This window comes from Sphingomonas sp. Leaf30 (assembly GCF_001422525.1).
Lineage (GTDB): Bacteria > Pseudomonadota > Alphaproteobacteria > Sphingomonadales > Sphingomonadaceae > Sphingomonas > Sphingomonas aerolata.
In genome coordinates, this window is the sequence record NZ_LMKZ01000018.1 from 613,364 (window position 1) to 629,905 (window position 16,542).

Consider the following 16,542-nt stretch of genomic DNA (forward strand, 5'->3'; position numbering starts at 1 on the left):
ATTGGCTGTCACATTCATGCAACAACTGGTACGAAACGTTGCCTTTCTAGGCACATAGCGATTCCCATGCCGCCGCCGATGCAGAGCGTCGCGAGACCCTTGCGGGCGTCACGCTTCTCCATCTCGTAGATCAGCGTCGTCAGCACACGCGCGCCGCTGGCGCCGATGGGGTGGCCGATCGCGATCGCGCCGCCATTGACGTTGACCTTGTCGGCATCCCAGCCGAGCTCCTTGCCGACCGACAACGCCTGGGCGGCAAACGCCTCGTTCGCCTCGATCAGGTCGAGATCGGCGATCGTCCAGCCGGCCTTCTCCAGCGCGCGGCGCGTGGCGGGGACGGGGCCGATGCCCATGATCGACGGATCGACGCCGGCCGAGGCCCAGCTGCGGATGGTCGCGAGCACCGGACTGCCGCGGCGCTCTGCCTCGTCGCGGCGCATCAGCACCAGCGCGGCGGCGCCGTCGTTGAGGCCGCTCGCATTCGCCGCGGTGACGGTGCCGTCCTTCTTGAACGCCGGCCGGACGCCCGACACGCTCTCGATCGTTGCGCCCGCGCGGATATATTCGTCGTCGCTGACGATCGTGTCACCCTTGCGGCCCGCAATCGTCACCGGCGCGATCTCGTCCTTGAACCGGCCAGACCCGCGGGCGGCCTCCGCCTTGTTCTGCGAACCAACCGAGAAGGCGTCCTGTTCGCTGCGCGTCACCTGATATTGCTCGGCGAGATTTTCGGCGGTGATGCCCATGTGATAGCCGTTGAACACGTCGGTCAGGCCATCGCTGACCATCGTGTCGACGAGGCTGAGAGTGCCCATCTTCTGCCCGCCGCGGATCGACTGGGCGTGCGCGGACAGCGACATGGATTCCTGTCCGCCCGCGACGACGATCGTCGCGTCACCGGTCTGGATCGCCTGACACGCCAGCGCGACCGCGCGCAGCCCCGAGCCGCAGACCTGGTTCACGCCCCAGGCGGGGACTTCCTTGGGAACGCCCGCCGCCATCGACGCCTGACGCGCGGGGTTCTGCCCCTGCGCCGCGGTCAGGACCTGGCCGAGGATCACTTCGGAGACATCGGCGCCGTCGACACCCGCCTGCGCGAGCGCCGCCTCGATCGCGGTGCGGCCGAGCTCATGCGCGGGGACGGTGGCGAAGGCCCCGAGGAAGCTGCCGACCGGCGTACGCTTGGCGGCGGTGATCACAATGTCGCTGGGGTGGGTGGCGGTCATGACGGGTCCTCTCGTTTCGAGGATGCAATACGCTAGCCGAGCGAATCTATCCAGTTCGCGAGCGGCTCCCAGAGCTGGGCGCGGGCACGGCGGCCGACGATCATGCCGACATGGCCGGCATCGACGTCGCGCCGGTCCGCCAGTCCGATCGCAGTCGCGGCGGGCACGATCCGGTCGTTGCGCGCGACGAACTCGACCGCGGGGCAGGACAGCGCCCGCGGGGCGATCGCGCGACCGGCAATCCGCCAAAGACCGCGTCCGGGGAGGTCCCGGGCGATCATGTCCCCGAACAGCGCGGCGGCGGCAGCGGCTGGGAGCGGCGCACCCGCATTCGCCCAGTCCTCCAGCCTGACGAACGCGCGCGCGCCGGGGCTGGTCGGATCGCGATCGGCGAACGTCTCGTATTTCGCGATCGTCTGCGCGGGCGCGAGCTGCCAGAATCCACTTTGCAGCACTTCCATCGGCAACAGCCCCGTTTGGCGCGCAAACGGCGCAGCGGCGCGCCACAGTTGCGCCATCTCGGCACGCGCGGTCTCGCCATAGCCGGCGAAATGCCAGGGTGCGGCGATCGTCGCCAGCCCCGCCACCCGCGTCAAGGCGGCAGCGGCGACGGCGAGGGTGCCGCCCAGACAATAGCCCACCAGGATCGGCGGTTCGGCAAATCCGTGCAGCAGGGGCAGGAGGATGCGCGCGACATGCGCGTCGAGGTCGAGGTCCCTGTCCTCGGGTCCCGGCGATCCCCAATCGAGCAGGTAGGCATGGTATCCCCGCGTGGCCAGCCACCGCATCAGCGACGTGTCCGCGGAAAGGTCTAGGATCGTCGCCGGGTTGATCAGCGAGGGTATGACGATGACCGCCGGCTTGCCCGCTGTGCCACCGCCATAGTCGCGCAGGATCGCCCGGCCGGCCGACGCGCGGATGGGGCGGGGTGGCAGGGGCAGGTCCCGGGGCGCGGCCTGATAGCGGTCAAGCCCGGCCAGCGCCCGCGCGCGGCGGTCGGGCGATGCTGCGGTTTCGTTGCGCAACATGGCCAGGAACAGCGGCAACGGCCGTGGACCATGTTGCGGCGCAATGTCAAAGCGCGTAGCGTTTGCCCCGGTCACGTGGAGGGGCTGCATATGAAGAAGCAAAGCACGGTCGACGGGCTTGTCATCATCAAGAAGTACGCCAACAGGCGGCTTTATAATACCGAAACATCATCCTACATCACGCTCGATCATCTCGCGACGATGACTCGCGAGGGCCGTGACTTCAAGGTCGTCGATGCGAAGACCGAAGAGGATATCACGCACAACGTCCTCACCCAGATCATCATGGAGGAGGAAAGCCGCGGCGAGACAATGCTGCCGGTCAATTTCCTGCGCCAGCTGATCTCGATGTATGGCGATTCGATGCAGAAGATGGTGCCCGGCTATCTCGAGGCATCGATGGACAGCTTCCGCCGCAATCAGGAACAGTTCAAGACCGCGGTCGAGGGGGCGTTTGCCCATTCGCCCTTCGCTGACATTGCCAAGCGTAATCTGGCGATGTTCGATGTTGCCGCGCAGGCCTTTGCCCCCGGCAATGCTGCGGGTGCAGCATCCCCGCCACCAGCAGCCAGGCCGGTGGCGACGAAGGACGAGGAGATCGCTGCCCTGCGCACCGAACTCGCCAGTCTTCAGGACAAGGTGGAAAAGCTCGGGAGCTGACATGGCACCGCTGCTGTGGACGGCGAGCGGCGGCTTTGCGGCGCTCGCGATCGCATCGGGTCTGGGCGCCCGCCGTCGCCATCGGCGGCGCGATCCCGACGCGGTCGGCTGGGTCGACTGGCCGACCGTCCAGATGTTCTCGCTCATCGGGCTGGCGGTAACGATCGGGCTGGCGTTCAAGACCTAGCTGGCGGAACGGCGGCCGAGCCGCGGCCTCGACGTTCGGCCGTGCGCCGGTTACTATCCGCGCCAACCGTCAGGAGGGCAGGGCATGGACACGCTGGTGAGCACCGAATGGTTGGCGAACGCGCTCGAGACCAGCGTCGCGGGCGCTGGCGATCTCAGGGTCGTCGACGCAACCTATGCCGAAGGTCGCGACGCCGCGGCGGACTATGCGGCGGCGCATATTCCCGGCGCTGTATTCATGAACCTCGCCGAGCTTCGCGACACCGACAGCGACCTGCCCAACATGCTGCCGTCGCCTGCCAAGTTCGCCAGCCGGATGCAGTCGCTCGGGCTCGGCGACGGCAGCCGCATCGTGCTGTACGACAGCTCGCCCTGGCGCACGGCGGCGCGCGCCTGGTGGATGCTGCGGACCTTTGGTGCGCACAATGTCGCGATCCTCGACGGCGGTCTGGCCAAATGGCAGGCCGAAGGGCGCGAGACGGAGTCGGGCAAACAGGCGGTGCGGCATCGCCACTTCACCATCTGGGCCGACGACAAGGCTGTTCGCACGAAGGACCAGATGACCGCGAACCTGTCGAGCGGCGCCGAACAGGTCGTCGATGCACGCTCCGCCCCCCGGTTCACCGGTGCCGAGGCGGACCCGCGACCTGGCACCGCATCGGGGCATATCCCCGGATCCAAATCGCTGCCCTATGCCACGCTGTTCAACGCGGACGGCACGTGGAAGACCGGCGACGCGCTGCGATCGGCATTCGAAGGCGCGGGCATCGATCTCGCCAGGCCGATCGTGACGACCTGTGGATCGGGAATCACCGCGGCGGTGCTGGCGTTCGGCGCGCACCTCCTTGGCAACGAAGCCGCGCTGTACGACGGCAGCTGGTCGGAATGGGGCGGCGATCCGTCGACTCCGAAGGCAATGAGCGCGAAGGCGACAGGAACGCAATGACCGAAACGACAAGGCCGGTCGGCGACGGCACCAAGGTGGTGCTCGCCGGTCGTCGCGCGGAATGGACTCGTGGCGTCGGGGAAGGGGCGATCGTCAGTCCGCCGGTCTGGCGGGCGTCGACGATCCTGTATGATTCCGTTGGCCATCTTCGCGCAAGCGCGACCCGCGATACGCATCACCGGCTGTTCTACGGTCGCAAGGGCACGCCGACGCAGTGGAGTCTTGCGGATGCGCTGACCACGCTCGAGCCCGGGGCGGAGGGCACGTTTCTCTATGGATCGGGCGTCGCGGCGATCGCCGCGGCTTTGCTCTCGGTGCTGTCGCCGGGCGACGAACTGCTGCTGGTCGACAGCGCCTATGACCCGACGCGCGGGATGGCGAACGGCCTGCTCAAGCGGTTCGGCATCACGACCCGCTTCTACGACCCGCTGATCGGTGCGGGGATCGCCGACCTGATCGGCGAGAAGACCCGTGCGATCTTCATGGAAAGTCCCGGCTCGCTCAGCTTCGAGGTGCAGGACATCCCCGCCATTGTCGCGGCCGCGCGCGCGCGCGGCGTGACGACCCTGCTCGACAATACCTGGGCCACGCCGCTGTTCTTTCCGGCGATCGGCCACGGCGTCGATCTGACGATCCTGGCGTGCACCAAATATGTCGTCGGCCATTCGGACGCGATGCTCGGATCGGTGACGGCAGGGCCCGGCCATTTCAAGGCGCTGCGCGAGACGAGCTTTCAGCTGGGGCAGATCGCCAGTCCCGACGACTGCTGGCTCGGCAGTCGCGGGCTGCGAACGATGGCGGTCCGGCTGGCCCAGCATCAATCGAGCGCGCTGGCGATCGCGCAGTGGCTGGAGGCGCGTCCGGAGGTGGCGCAGGTGCTGCATCCGGCCCTGCCTGGCTGCCCGGGGCACGACCTGTTCGTGCGCGATTTCAAGGGATCGAGCGGGCTGTTCTCGTTCGTGCTGGACGGCGGTGACGAGGCGTCGCGGGCCGCGCTGATCGACACGCTCGAGCTGTTCGGGATCGGCTATAGCTGGGGCGGGTTCGAAAGCCTGGCGCTGCCGGTCGATCCGCACCGCTATCGCAGCGTCACCCGCCGCGAGGTCGCCGGGCCGATGATCCGCCTTCAGATCGGGCTCGAGGACCCGGCGGACCTGATCGCCGATCTCGACGCGGGGCTTGCTGCCTTTCGGGTGGTGCGCGGCTAGCGACCTTGCTCGCCGGACGTGAGCGGGTACAGCGTGCCGGTCATGCAGACAGAACCGCCCGACGCTGAAGGCCCGGTCTTCGATACGGCGTTTCAGGCCAGGCTCGATCTGCTGTTCCGCTGGCGCCGTGACGTCCGCCGGTTCCGGCGCGATGCGCTGCCCGCGGGCGCGGTCGACGCGCTGCTCGCGATCGCCGACGCCGCGCCGTCGGTCGGGCTCAGCCAGCCCTGGCGGTTCGTCACGATCGACGACCCCGCGCGGCGCGACGCGATCCGCGCGGACTTTGCCGCCTGCAACGCCGCCGCGCTGGCTGGGCAAGACGAGGCGCGTGCCGCGCTCTACGCCCGGTTGAAGCTCGCCGGGCTCGAGCAGGCGCCCGTTCACATCGCGGTGTTCGTCGAACCCGATCCTAGCCAGGGTCATGGTCTGGGGCGTCAGACCATGCCGGAAAGCGTCGCCTATTCCGCCGTGATCGCAATCCACACATTGTGGCTGGCGGCGCGCGCGCAGGGGATCGGGCTCGGCTGGGTCTCGATCCTCGACCCCGCGCGGATCGCGCACATTGCGGGCGTGCCGGAGGGATGGCGGTTCGTCGGCTATCTCTGCCTCGGTTATCCAGAACGCGAGGCGGACATGCCCGAATTGGCGCGCGAGGGCTGGGAAGCGCCGCGTCGCACGCCGATCCTGCGTCGATAGGCCGGCGCGCACCAGAGCGTTGCAACCGAGACGGTGTGGCCGGTGCGCAACATCCATGGCGTCAACACCGCGCTTGGCGCAATAATCGCTTGTGCAGTGCATCAACGACTGTCATTCATTTGTCACCGCAGGAAAGACCGCGCTCGGAGGCCATGCCTCGATAGATGCGGCGTCCGCGGGTGCAGGCGGGGACATCGAATTTCCAGTTTCGAAAGGGAAACGATGCGCTTCTCCACTATCCTCTTCGGCGGCCTCGCGCTGGCTGCCGCACCCCCTGCGTTCGCGCAGGATACGGCGCCACCCAAGGACGTCACGGTCAGCGGATCGGTCGGACTTGTCAGTGACTATCGCTTTCGCGGCGTGTCGCAGTCGGACGAAAATCTCGCGGTCCAGGGCGGCATCACGATCGCGCACAAGAGCGGCGTCTATATCGGCACCTGGGGGTCGAACCTCGCCGGCTGGGGTACTTTCGGCGGCGCCAACATGGAGCTCGACCTGATCGCCGGGTACAAGCTTCCCGTCGGTGGCGGCACGCTCGACGTCGGCGCGACGTGGTACATGTACCCGTCGGGCTTCGACAATACCGACTTCATCGAGCCCTATGCCAAGCTCTCGGGCACCGCCGGCCCGGTCGCGCTGACCGCGGGCGTCGCCTATGCGCCCAAGCAGCAGGCGCTGGGGCCTTGGTATTCGAACGGCACCTCGGCCGCCAACGGGGTCTATGACCGCGTCAACGCGAAGGATTCGAACCTGTACCTGTGGGGCGATGTCAGCAGCGGCATTCCCGATACCGGGCTGACCGTGAAGGCGCATGTCGGCTATTCGAACGGCAACAAGGGGCTCGGGCCATTCGCCACCAGCGTGTCGCCGACCGGCGAATATTTCGACTGGCTGGTGGGTGCGGATTACGTGATTCCGGGCATGCCGCTGACCTTGGGCGTCGCCTATGTCGATACCGACATCAGCAAGGCGGAGTCGGCGTATCTCCAGCCGAGCTTCAGCCGTGGGCAGGACGGCGTCGGTTCGATCGCCAACGGGAAGGTGCTGGCGTCGCTGACCGCCGCGTTCTGACGTAGCGCGGGTGCTGTCGTCGTCCTGGCGTTCGGCTGGGACGGCGGGAGCGCGCGGTTGCGGCACTTTGCACCGCCGCTTCCTGCCTACCTCTCGTCACCCCAGCGGAAGCTGGGGTATCCACGGGACAGGGGCGGGCGGGGTGGCCATCGACCGAACACGAAAAAGGGCGGCCCCCCTGCGGGAGCCGCCCTTTTTCGCGTCTTGCGGCAGCCGCTCAGTTGGCGGTTGCGCGCGCATCCTGGCCGTCGCCTTCGGGGGCGGCAACGATGTCGCGCGTGGTCGAACCCTTGTCGATCACGGTCGTGCCGGGATCGCCCGCGCTCGACCGGATGCCGGGATCGGCGGCGCTGGGGCCAGCTTCGCTCAGCACGCCGGCTTCGGCGGGGCTGCGCGCAGCGGTGCCGCCGAACAGCGCGTCGAGCGTCTGGGCGTTCGCGGCGGTATCCTGCGGCCGTGCGGCACCCGGCTGCGGCGGGACCAGCGCGAAATCGGGCGGGATGACCAGCGGAGCCTGGCGGGCGACGGCGAACTCGTCCGGCCGCGCACGATCGAGGCTCTTGCCGGCGCCACAGCCGGACAGCAACGTGACGCTCGCCAGACCGGCAGCCAGGGGCACAAACTTACGCATGGGAATTCTCCACAGGGGGCTTCTCGCGCACGAGCAGCGCCCGGACAAGCAGGACGAGCACGCCGACAGTAATCGCTGCATCCGCGACATTGAAGACCAAAAACGGGCGCCACTCGCCGATATGCAGGTCGGCAAAATCGACGACATAGCCGAGCCGGATCCGGTCGAGGATATTGCCGACCGCACCGCCGAGCACGAAGCCCAGCGCGATCTGATCTGCCCGGTTCTTTTCGCGCGTCATCCAGATTGCGACCCCGACCGAGATCGCCCCCGTCAGCAGCACCAGCGCCCAGCGCGTCAGATGGCCATCGGCGGGCAGCAACCCGAGCGAAATGCCGATATTTGGCACGAAGCGCAGGTCGAAGAACGACGTGATCGTCTGCGCATCGCCGAGCGAATCGATCCCGAGCGGGCGCGTTACGGCCCATTTGCTGAGCTGGTCGGCGAGGAACAGCGCGATCGCCGCCCCGAAGCCGGCCTTTGGCAGGTTACGCATGCGCCACCACCTCTTCGCACCGGTCGCAAAGCTCGCCGTCGGTGGTCACCTCGGGAAGGTGGCGCCAGCAGCGGCCGCATTTGTGGAAGTCGGTGCGCGTCACGGTGACCGCATCGCCCGGCGTGACCTTGGCGACGATGAACGCCTCGGCCAGCGCGTCGGCGTCGAGCAGCATAGACGGGACGGTGATCTCGGCCTCGAGGCTGGACCGCACGGTCTTCTCGCGGCGCAACGGCTCGATCGCCTCGGTGACGGCGACGCGCAGCGCGCGGATCTCCTGCCACTTGGCGCCGACCACGTCGTCCGCGTCGAGCGACGGCAGCGACGGCCATTCGAGATAGTGGACCGAACTGTCGTCGCTCGGGAAGCGCGACTGCCAGACTTCCTCCGCTGTGAAGCACAGCACCGGCGCGGCGTAGCGGACCAGCGCGTGGAACAGCACGTCGAGGACAGTGCGGTACGCGCGGCGCTTCACGTCGCCGGGCGCGTCGCAATAGAGCGAGTCCTTGCGGATATCGAAGAAGAACGCGGACAGGTCCTCGTTCGCGAAGTCGGTCAGCAGCCGCGTATAGCGGTTGAACTCATAGCCTTCCGCCGCCTTGCGCAGCTCGGTGTCGATCATGCCGAGACGGTGGAGCACATAGCGCTCGAGCTCGGGCATGTCGGACACCGCGACGCGTTCCGACTCGTCGAAGCCCTCGAGCGCGCCGAGCATGTAGCGGAACGTGTTGCGCAGCTTGCGGTAGGAATCCGACGCGGTGGCGAGCACCTCCTTGCCGATCTTCACGTCGTCGAAATAATCGGTCGAGGCGACCCACATGCGCAGGATGTCCGCGCCGCTCTCGCCGATGATCTTCAGGGGATCGACGACGTTGCCGAGCGACTTCGACATCTTGCGGCCCTGGCCGTCGAGCGCGAAGCCGTGGGTGAGGACCGCGTCATAGGGTGCGCGACCGCGCGTGCCGCAGCTTTCGAGCAAGCTCGACTGGAACCAGCCACGATGCTGGTCCGATCCTTCGAGATACAGGTTGGCGCGGGTGCCTTCGCCGTAGCGCGCTTCGACGGTGAAGACGTGTGTGCAGCCCGAATCGAACCAGACGTCGAGGATGTCTTTCACCACCTCATAGTCGGCGAGCGCATAGTCGGGGCCGAGCAGCGCCTGGTGGCCGTCGGCGTACCACGCATCCGCACCGTTCTGGCGGAAGGCTTCGACGATGCGCGCGTTGACGGCGGGGTCGTTGAGGTACTGGCCGGTGACGCGGTTGACGAACAGCGCGATCGGCACGCCCCAGGCGCGCTGGCGCGAGATGACCCAGTCGGGGCGGCCCTGCACCATAGACGTGATCCGGTTTTCCGAGCGCGCAGGGATCCAGGTGGTCGCGGCGATCGCGTCGAGCGCGATTTCGCGGAGGGTTGCGCCGTTGCTCGACCCAGGCCCTGCTACTTCGTTCAGGGCGAACGGGGGTGCGGCCGCATCCCCAACCCCGTTCGTGCTGAGCGAAGTCGAAGCACGTTGGGTGCCGACCGACGTGGCCGCATCCATTGGGATGAACCATTGCGGCGTCGCGCGGAAGATCACCTTGGCCTTTGAACGCCACGAATGCGGGTAGCTGTGCTTGAAATCGTCGCTCGCCGCGAGCAGCGCACCGGTCGCGCGCAGGTCGGTGCAGATCGGGCCGTCGGCGGCCACGAACTTCTTGTTGATGACGGACCCTTGCCCGCCCAGCCAGGCCCAGTCTGCGCGATACATGCCCGCACCGTCGACCGCGAAGACCGGATCGATGCCGTATTGCTTGCAGAGCTCGAAATCGTCCTCGCCGTGATCCGGCGCCATGTGGACGAGCCCGGTGCCCGCGTCGGTCGTGACGAAGTCGCCGGGGAGGAACGGGCGGGGCTTGGCGAAGAACCCGCCGAGTGCGTGCATCGGGTGGCGTGCGGTGGCGCCTTCGAGTTGCGAACCGAGGATCTGTCGATCTGTGATCTCTTGCAAATCACCTGAGTCTAACATGATGCCGGTGCGACGCTCAAACTCGTTCTTGAGGTCGAAGGCGATGAGGAACCGGCGACCATCAGCTGCGTGAAAGGCCTGATAGTGCATGCCAGGCCCATAGCTCAGCGCCTGGTTCACCGGGATCGTCCACGGCGTCGTCGTCCAGATCACCGCATGCGCGCCGACCAGTTCGGGCGCGTTCGGCGCCTCCACGATCTCGAACGCGACGTCGATCTGCGTCGAGACGATGTCCTCATACTCCACCTCGGCCTCGGCGAGCGCGGTCTTTTCGACCGGCGACCACATCACGGGCTTCGCGCCGCGATACAGCTGGCCGCTCTCGGCGAACTTGAGCAGCTCGCCGACGATCGTCGCCTCGGCATCGTACTTCATCGTCAGGTACGGATCGGCCCAGTCGCCCATCACGCCGAGCCGCTCGAACTCGCCCTTCTGCACCTCGACCCATTTTTCGGCATAGGCGCGGCATTCGGCGCGGAACTGGTCGACGGGGACGTCGTCCTTGTTGAGCTTCTTCGCGCGATACGCTTCCTCGACCTTCCACTCGATCGGCAGGCCGTGACAGTCCCAGCCCGGGACGTAGGGCGCGTCCTTGCCTATCAGCGATTGCGAGCGGACGATGATGTCCTTCAGGACCTTGTTCATCGCATGGCCCATGTGGATGTCGCCGTTCGCGTAGGGCGGGCCGTCGTGCAGGATGAACCGCTCGCGCCCAAGCCGCTGTTCGCGCAGCCGGTCGTAGATGCCGAGCTTGGCCCAGCGCTCGAGGATCGCCGGCTCCTTGGCGGCGAGACCGGCCTTCATCGGGAAGTCGGTCTTCGGCAGGAAGACGGTGTCGCGGTAATCGCGGGCGGGCGCAGGAGTATCGGTCATAAGTGGGCCGGGCTGTAGCCGAGCCGGGAGCCCGTTGCCATCCCCCCTCCCATACGCAACGGCGCCGCGGCAATCAGCCTAGAATGGTGCGTGCGCGGTCGCAGTCGATGTCCATCTGCGCGATCAGCGCGTCGAGGCTGTCGAACTTCGCCTCGGGGCGCAGATAGTCGATCAGCGCGACCTCGATCGTCTGCCCGTACAGGTTCTCGGCAAAATCGAAGAAATGCGGCTCGAGCAGTTCCTTCGGCGGATCGAAGCTCGGGCGGATGCCAAGGTTCGCCGCGCCCTTGAGCACGCGGCCGTCCTTCAGCCGGCCGGTCACCGCGTAGATCCCGTAGGCGGGGCGCAGATAGTTGCCCATGTCGAGATTGGCGGTCGGATAGCCGATCGTGCGGCCGAGCTTGTCGCCATGCTGCACCACGCCCTCGATCGCGAACGGACGCGTCAGCAGCCGGGTCGCGGTCGCCATGTCGCCGGCACGCAGCGCCTCGCGGATCCGGGTCGAGGACACCGTCTCGCCATCCAGCGCGACCGCGCCGACGGTTTCCGCGCGGAAACCGTGGACCGGCCCGCGCGCGGCGAGCGTGTGGACCGTGCCGCTCTTGGCATGGCCGAAGGTGAAGTCCTCGCCCGTCACCACGCCGCCGATCCGCAGATTGCGTTCGAGGCGGTCGGCGACGAACTGCTCGGCGGTCAGCGCGGCGAGATCGCCGTCGAAATGGAACACCACCATCGCATCGGCGCCAGCGTCTGCGAACAGCCGCTCGCGCTGGTCGAGCGTGGTGAGGCGGAAGGCGGGCGTATCGGGGCGGAAATGGCGGACCGGATGCGGATCGAACGTCGCCACCAGCGCAGGGCGACCCTCCGCCTTGGCCCACGCGATCGCGCGCGCGACCACCGCCTGGTGACCGAGATGGAATCCGTCGAAATTACCCAGCGCCACGATCCCGTCCGCCAGATGCGAAGGGATGGATGCGCCACCGTCGAGCCGTTGCATGCACGGGTCAGTACCCAGACGCCGCGGATGACGATAGTCCTTCCGTGTCGTTGTCTCCCGCGCCTCCTTGTTCTTCCGCGAAGGCGGGAGTCCAGTCCGAGCTCCCGTCTTCGCGGGGGGAACGGTCGTCACCGGCGGGTGAGGGTGACGAAGCTGTAGGGTGGACGCTGCTTTTCGCCCGGATGGTCTTCGCGGGCGATCTCGTGCCAGCCGTCAAACGCGGGGACGATGGCGTCGCCTTCGGGTTCGTCATGGACTTCGGTGAGCTCGATCCGGTCTGCACGCGGGAGCAGCTGCGCATAGATCTGCGCGCCGCCGATTACCGCGACGTCGTCGCCGGCCATCGCGAGCGCCTCGTCGATCGAATGCGCCACTTCCGCGCCGTCGGCGTGCCAGTGGCCGCGGGTGAGGACGATGTGGCGGCGGCCGGGGAGGGGGCTCGGGAAGCTCTCGAACGTTTTCCGGCCCATCACCATCGGCTTGCCCATCGTCAGCGCCTTGAAGCGCTTGAGATCGGCAGGGAGGCGCCAGGGGAGCTGGCCGTCACGGCCGATGACGCCGTTGCTGGCGCGGGCGAGGTAGAAGGTGATCATGCGCGTATCATGCCGGATCGGGGGGCGGGGGGCTATGCCTGTATCACCACCCCGGCGAAGGCCGGGGCCCAGTTGGGGGACGTCGGTGGTGAAAGACGGCGCTCCGTACGACCACCTTTCCACCTGGACCCCGGCCTTCGCCGAGGTGGTAAGAAGCGGGTGGATCAGTTCGGGGCGTGTTCCTTGACGTACGCCTCGGGATCCTTCTCGACGACCTTCACGCCGTTCAGGTGGTTCGCCTCGAACGCCGCGAACCGGACGCCCAGCTCGTGCCGCTCTTCCAGCGTCGCATGCTTGCGGAAGTCGGTCAGGCCTTGGCGCTCTTCCTCGGCGAGGTGATCGCTGTTCGCCTTGTTGCATTCGCCGACCGCCTCGAACCACGCGTCCGAGCCGACCGGGTGTTTGTCGACCGCTTCGCCGGTTTCGCGGATGTCGTTGTGATCCTCGATCGCATCCTCGGTCTCCTCGGCGGCCGAGTCGGCGTCGTTGCCGCCGGTGCCGATCTTCATCAACCGCGGGTAGAAGAAGCGCTCCTCCGCCTCGGCATGCGCGTCGAGCAGGTTCTTGAGGCGGGTCCACAGTGCCGAAAGCGCCTCGGTGTCCTTGGCGTCGATGCTGTCGATCTGGGCGAACAGCGCGCGCTGCTGGGCATGTTCGTCGAGGATGAGCTGGGTGATGTCCATGATAGGCCTTCCGAATGGGTTCGGACGGTCAACCGCGCGGACGGCACCCAGTTCCTATTGCGATTCGCTCTCTGTTCAGACCGCGACGGGCGCCTTGATGTGCGGTTGCGCGATGTAATCGTGGAGTACGAAATCCTCATACTCATATGCGTCGATCGAGTCGGGCGTGCGCGCGATCTCGAGCCGCGGGAGCGGGCCGGGGGTGCGGCCGAGTTGCAGTCGCGCCTGCTCGAGATGATTCGAATAGAGGTGGCAGTCGCCGCCGGTCCAGATGAACTCGCCGACCTGAAGCCCGCATTGCTGCGCGAGCATATGCGTCAGCAGCGCGTAGCTGGCGATGTTGAAGGGCACGCCAAGGAAGATGTCGCCCGAGCGCTGGTAGAGCTGGAGCGAGAGCTTGCCGTTGGCGACATGCGTCTGGAACAGGCAGTGGCAGGGGGCCAGCGCCATGGCGTGCAGATCGCCCGGGTTCCACGCGCAGACGATCTGGCGGCGCGAGGCAGGGTTGGTCTTGATCTGGTCAACCAGCTCAGCGATCTGGTCGATATGGCGACCGTCGCCGGCCACCCAGTCGCGCCATTGCTTGCCATAGACGGGGCCGAGATCGCCGCTCTCGTCCGCCCATTCGTCCCAGATCGCGACCTTGCGATCCTGCAGCCAGCGGACGTTGGTGTCGCCGCGCAGGAACCACAGGAGTTCGACGATGATCGAGCGGAGGTGAAGTTTCTTCGTCGTCAGCACGGGGAAGCCCTGCGCGAGATCGAAGCGCATCTGCGCGCCGAAGACGCTGAGCGTCCCCGTGCCGGTGCGGTCCATCGTCTCGACTCCGGTCGAGAGCACGCGGTCCATGAGGTCTAGATATTGGCGCATCGCGACGGCCTAGCGGTGCGGGGCGGATCGCTCAAGCGGATGCAGTTGTGGATGCGACAGGGGCGGCGATGCGGCAGTCGAGGTGGTGCCCGCGTCGCCCGCCTCCGCTCCGATCATTGCCGACCTTGCAGCGGCATGCGCGCTGTTCGCAAGGCTCGGGCATGCACCGACTGAGGCGGTGGCGGTCGCCTATCTTGATCCGAATCGGAGGCTTTTGGGCATGCGGCATGTGGCGGGCGGGCGCGATCAGGTGCGGATCGCGGTGCGCAGTATCGCTGCCGATGCGCTGGCGTTCGCGGCGCAGGGGGTGGTGATCGCGCACAATCATCCGAGCGGGGACGTGACCCCGAGTACCCGCGACGTGGCGTTTACCCGTGCGCTGGCGGCCGGGTTGCGGACCGTGGAGGTCGTGCTGTTCGATCACGTGGTGATCGCTGGCGACCGGGTGGCGAGCCTGCGCGCGATGGGGGTGGTCTGACGGTCCGGAGCAACACCTGCTCCACCCGGTGGCGCTATCTCGTCCGGCAGGCGCGGATCGCCTCGGGCGCGGGGCGCGGGCCGGTCGCGCGGAACATGGCCATATAGCCGCCCGCCGACGGCATCTCGTCCCTGTCGACCTGCGTATAGCCGACCGCCGCGAACTCGCATTTGAGCAGTGCGGGCGGCGTGCCGTGGTTGCGCGTCTCGCGATCGGCATCGACGACGACGACGAGTCCGTCGGGTTTCAGGGAAGGGCGAAGCCGCCACAGGAATTCATAGGGCTGCTCGATCTCATGGTACATGTGCACCATCAGCACGCGGTCGAAACTCGCCGGGGGCAGCTTCGGATCATTGGCTTCACCGAGCCGCACGCTGACATTGGCGAGATCTTCGCGCGCGACGCGCTCCGCCAGCTGGTCGCGCACGCTCGCGACGATGTCCTCTGCGAGAACGCGACCGTCCTTGCCGACCCGCGCGGCGGCGCGGATCGTGTAATAGCCCTCGCCTGCGCCGATATCGGCGACGGTCATGCCCTTGCGGATATCCGCCTTGGTCATGACCTCGCCCGCTTCGTTCAGCCGGTCGCGCGCCTCCTCGTTCGACCAGCGCGCGGAGACGATCGACGCGACCGGCCGGTCGGCGGCGGGGAAGGAGTCCGCATCCTTGGGTTCATGCTGGATCAGTGGTTTGCTGCCATCGCATGCCGCCAGCAGCCAGAACGGAGACAGCAGCAGGGCCAGGACGCGCGTCATCTTCAATCGACGTCCTCCACCTCGACCGCTTCGCCGGTCACACGCTGCGACAGCGCGGCGGCCATGAACGCCTCGAGATCGCCGTCGAGCACGTCCGACGGACTGGTCGAGACCACGCCGGTCCGCAGGTCCTTCACCATCTGGTACGGCTGCAGCACATAGGACCGGATCTGGTGGCCCCAGCCGATATCGGTCTTCGACGCATTCTCGGCATTGGCCGCCTGCTCGCGGATCGCGAGCTCGCGTTCATAGAGCCGCGCGCGAAGCTGGTTATAGGCCTCGGCCTTGTTCTTGTGCTGCGATCGCTGGTTCTGGCACTGGACGACGATGCCAGTCGGGACGTGCGTGATGCGCACGGCCGAATCGGTCGTGTTGATGTGCTGGCCGCCTGCACCCGATGCGCGATACGTATCGATACGCAGGTCGCTCTCGTTATACTCGACCTCGATATTGTCATCGACGACCGGATAGACCCAGACGCTGGCGAACGACGTGTGACGACGCGCCGCGGAATCATACGGGCTGATCCGCACCAGCCGGTGAACGCCGCTCTCGGTCTTGGCATAGCCATAGGCGTTCTCGCCTTTCAGCAGCAGCGTCGCGGACTTGATCCCCGCCTGCTCGCCCGAATGCTGGTCGACCAGCTCGACCTTCAGCCCGTGGCGTTCGCCCCAGCGCGAATACATCCGGCTGAGCATGCCCGCCCAGTCCTGGCTCTCGGTCCCGCCCGCGCCGGCATTGACCTCGATATAGGTGTCGTTGGCATCGGCCTCGCCCGCGAGCAGTGCCTTGATCTTGTCCTTGTCTGCGCGGGCGGCGAGTTCGGCGAGCGCGGCGACGCCGTCCGCTTCCATCGCGGTGTCGCCCTCGGCCTCGGCCATTTCGATCAGCTCGGATGTGTCGCTGAGCTCGCTTTCGATCGCGCGCGTTGCACTGATCGCCTCGTCGAGACGACGACGCTCGCGCATCACCTCCTGCGCAGCCTTGGGGTCCGACCAGAGCGCCTGATCCTCGACGCGCGCGTTCAGCTCGTCGAGACGACGCAGTGCGCGGTCCCAGTCGAGAAAACGGCGCAACAGCGCCAGCGCGTCCTTGATGGTGTCAACGTGAGCCTGCGCTTCGGCGCGCATGGGTATTC

General features: G+C 67.2%; 18 protein-coding genes. 7 read left to right on the top strand and 11 right to left on the bottom strand.

Annotated elements, in window-relative coordinates; genetic code table 11:
• Positions 1–14: 14 nt before the first annotated feature.
• Both ASE89_RS16530 and ASE89_RS16535 read right to left on the bottom strand, forming a co-directional pair.
• On the bottom strand, positions 15–1,226 hold the full coding sequence (locus ASE89_RS16530) for an acetyl-CoA C-acetyltransferase (RefSeq protein WP_056679910.1): 1,212 nt from the start codon (positions 1,224–1,226) through the stop codon (positions 15–17).
• 32 nt (positions 1,227–1,258) lie between these two features.
• Positions 1,259–2,254: an alpha/beta fold hydrolase gene (locus ASE89_RS16535; RefSeq protein WP_056680809.1), complete on the bottom strand. Its 996-nt coding sequence runs from the start codon at positions 2,252–2,254 to the stop codon at positions 1,259–1,261.
• A gap of 90 nt (positions 2,255–2,344) precedes the next feature.
• Between ASE89_RS16535 and phaR the strand changes: the two genes are divergently transcribed.
• From phaR to ASE89_RS16565, 6 genes are all read left to right on the top strand, one after another.
• Positions 2,345–2,914 carry a polyhydroxyalkanoate synthesis repressor PhaR gene (phaR, locus tag ASE89_RS16540; RefSeq protein WP_056679913.1) on the top strand — a complete coding sequence of 190 codons (570 nt, stop codon included), beginning with the start codon at positions 2,345–2,347 and terminating at the stop codon, positions 2,912–2,914.
• Position 2,915: 1 nt separating this feature from the next.
• Positions 2,916–3,101: a hypothetical protein gene (locus ASE89_RS16545; protein WP_056405247.1), complete on the top strand. Its 186-nt coding sequence runs from the start codon at positions 2,916–2,918 to the stop codon at positions 3,099–3,101.
• Positions 3,102–3,185: 84 nt separating this feature from the next.
• Entirely contained in the window at positions 3,186–4,046 is an 861-nt protein-coding gene (locus ASE89_RS16550; protein ID WP_056679916.1) for a sulfurtransferase, read from the top strand.
• Positions 4,043–5,254, top strand: a complete 1,212-nt coding sequence (gene metC, locus ASE89_RS16555) for a cystathionine beta-lyase (RefSeq protein WP_056679919.1) — start codon at positions 4,043–4,045, stop codon at positions 5,252–5,254. The genes ASE89_RS16550 and metC overlap by 4 nt, the downstream gene beginning before the upstream one ends.
• 42 nt (positions 5,255–5,296) lie before the next feature.
• Positions 5,297–5,950: a 5,6-dimethylbenzimidazole synthase gene (gene bluB / locus ASE89_RS16560; RefSeq protein ID WP_056679922.1), complete on the top strand. Its 654-nt coding sequence runs from the start codon at positions 5,297–5,299 to the stop codon at positions 5,948–5,950.
• A 222-nt stretch (positions 5,951–6,172) separates the two neighbouring features.
• On the top strand, positions 6,173–7,021 hold the full coding sequence (locus ASE89_RS16565; protein WP_056679925.1) for a TorF family putative porin: 849 nt from the start codon (positions 6,173–6,175) through the stop codon (positions 7,019–7,021).
• Between the two features lie 217 nt (positions 7,022–7,238).
• Here the strand turns inward: ASE89_RS16565 and ASE89_RS16570 are convergent, their stop codons facing one another.
• From ASE89_RS16570 to ASE89_RS16600, 7 genes are all read right to left on the bottom strand, one after another.
• Positions 7,239–7,652 carry a DUF3035 domain-containing protein gene (locus ASE89_RS16570; protein WP_056679928.1) on the bottom strand — a complete coding sequence of 138 codons (414 nt, stop codon included), beginning with the start codon at positions 7,650–7,652 and terminating at the stop codon, positions 7,239–7,241.
• A complete protein-coding gene (gene lspA / locus ASE89_RS16575) occupies positions 7,645–8,148 on the bottom strand; it encodes a signal peptidase II (RefSeq protein ID WP_031395901.1) in 504 nt (167 codons plus the stop codon). The genes ASE89_RS16570 and lspA overlap by 8 nt, the downstream gene beginning before the upstream one ends.
• The gene (gene ileS, locus ASE89_RS16580; RefSeq protein WP_056679931.1) at positions 8,141–11,029 is read right to left on the bottom strand and encodes an isoleucine--tRNA ligase; all 2,889 of its coding nucleotides are present in this window, start codon (positions 11,027–11,029) and stop codon (positions 8,141–8,143) included. The genes lspA and ileS overlap by 8 nt, the downstream gene beginning before the upstream one ends.
• 73 nt (positions 11,030–11,102) lie before the next feature.
• A complete protein-coding gene (locus tag ASE89_RS16585) occupies positions 11,103–12,026 on the bottom strand; it encodes a bifunctional riboflavin kinase/FAD synthetase (RefSeq protein ID WP_056679934.1) in 924 nt (307 codons plus the stop codon).
• A gap of 128 nt (positions 12,027–12,154) precedes the next feature.
• Entirely contained in the window at positions 12,155–12,619 is a 465-nt protein-coding gene (locus tag ASE89_RS16590) for a dihydrofolate reductase (protein WP_056679938.1), read from the bottom strand.
• A gap of 164 nt (positions 12,620–12,783) precedes the next feature.
• A complete protein-coding gene (locus ASE89_RS16595) occupies positions 12,784–13,302 on the bottom strand; it encodes a hemerythrin domain-containing protein (RefSeq protein ID WP_031395906.1) in 519 nt (172 codons plus the stop codon).
• 75 nt (positions 13,303–13,377) lie between these two features.
• On the bottom strand, positions 13,378–14,172 hold the full coding sequence (locus ASE89_RS16600) for a thymidylate synthase (RefSeq protein ID WP_056679941.1): 795 nt from the start codon (positions 14,170–14,172) through the stop codon (positions 13,378–13,380).
• 85 nt (positions 14,173–14,257) lie between these two features.
• Between ASE89_RS16600 and ASE89_RS16605 the strand changes: the two genes are divergently transcribed.
• Positions 14,258–14,650, top strand: coding sequence for a JAB domain-containing protein (locus ASE89_RS16605; RefSeq protein WP_156363527.1), 393 nt, complete (start codon positions 14,258–14,260; stop codon positions 14,648–14,650).
• A 34-nt stretch (positions 14,651–14,684) separates the two neighbouring features.
• Here ASE89_RS16605 and ASE89_RS16610 read toward each other — a convergent pair whose 3' ends face one another.
• Positions 14,685–15,404 (bottom strand): class I SAM-dependent methyltransferase, encoded by a 720-nt coding sequence (locus tag ASE89_RS16610; protein ID WP_056679947.1) that lies wholly within the window; start codon positions 15,402–15,404, stop codon positions 14,685–14,687.
• A gap of 2 nt (positions 15,405–15,406) precedes the next feature.
• On the bottom strand, positions 15,407–16,534 hold the full coding sequence (gene prfB, locus ASE89_RS16615; RefSeq protein WP_031394840.1) for a peptide chain release factor 2: 1,128 nt from the start codon (positions 16,532–16,534) through the stop codon (positions 15,407–15,409).
• Between the last annotated feature and the right edge of the window lie 8 nt (positions 16,535–16,542).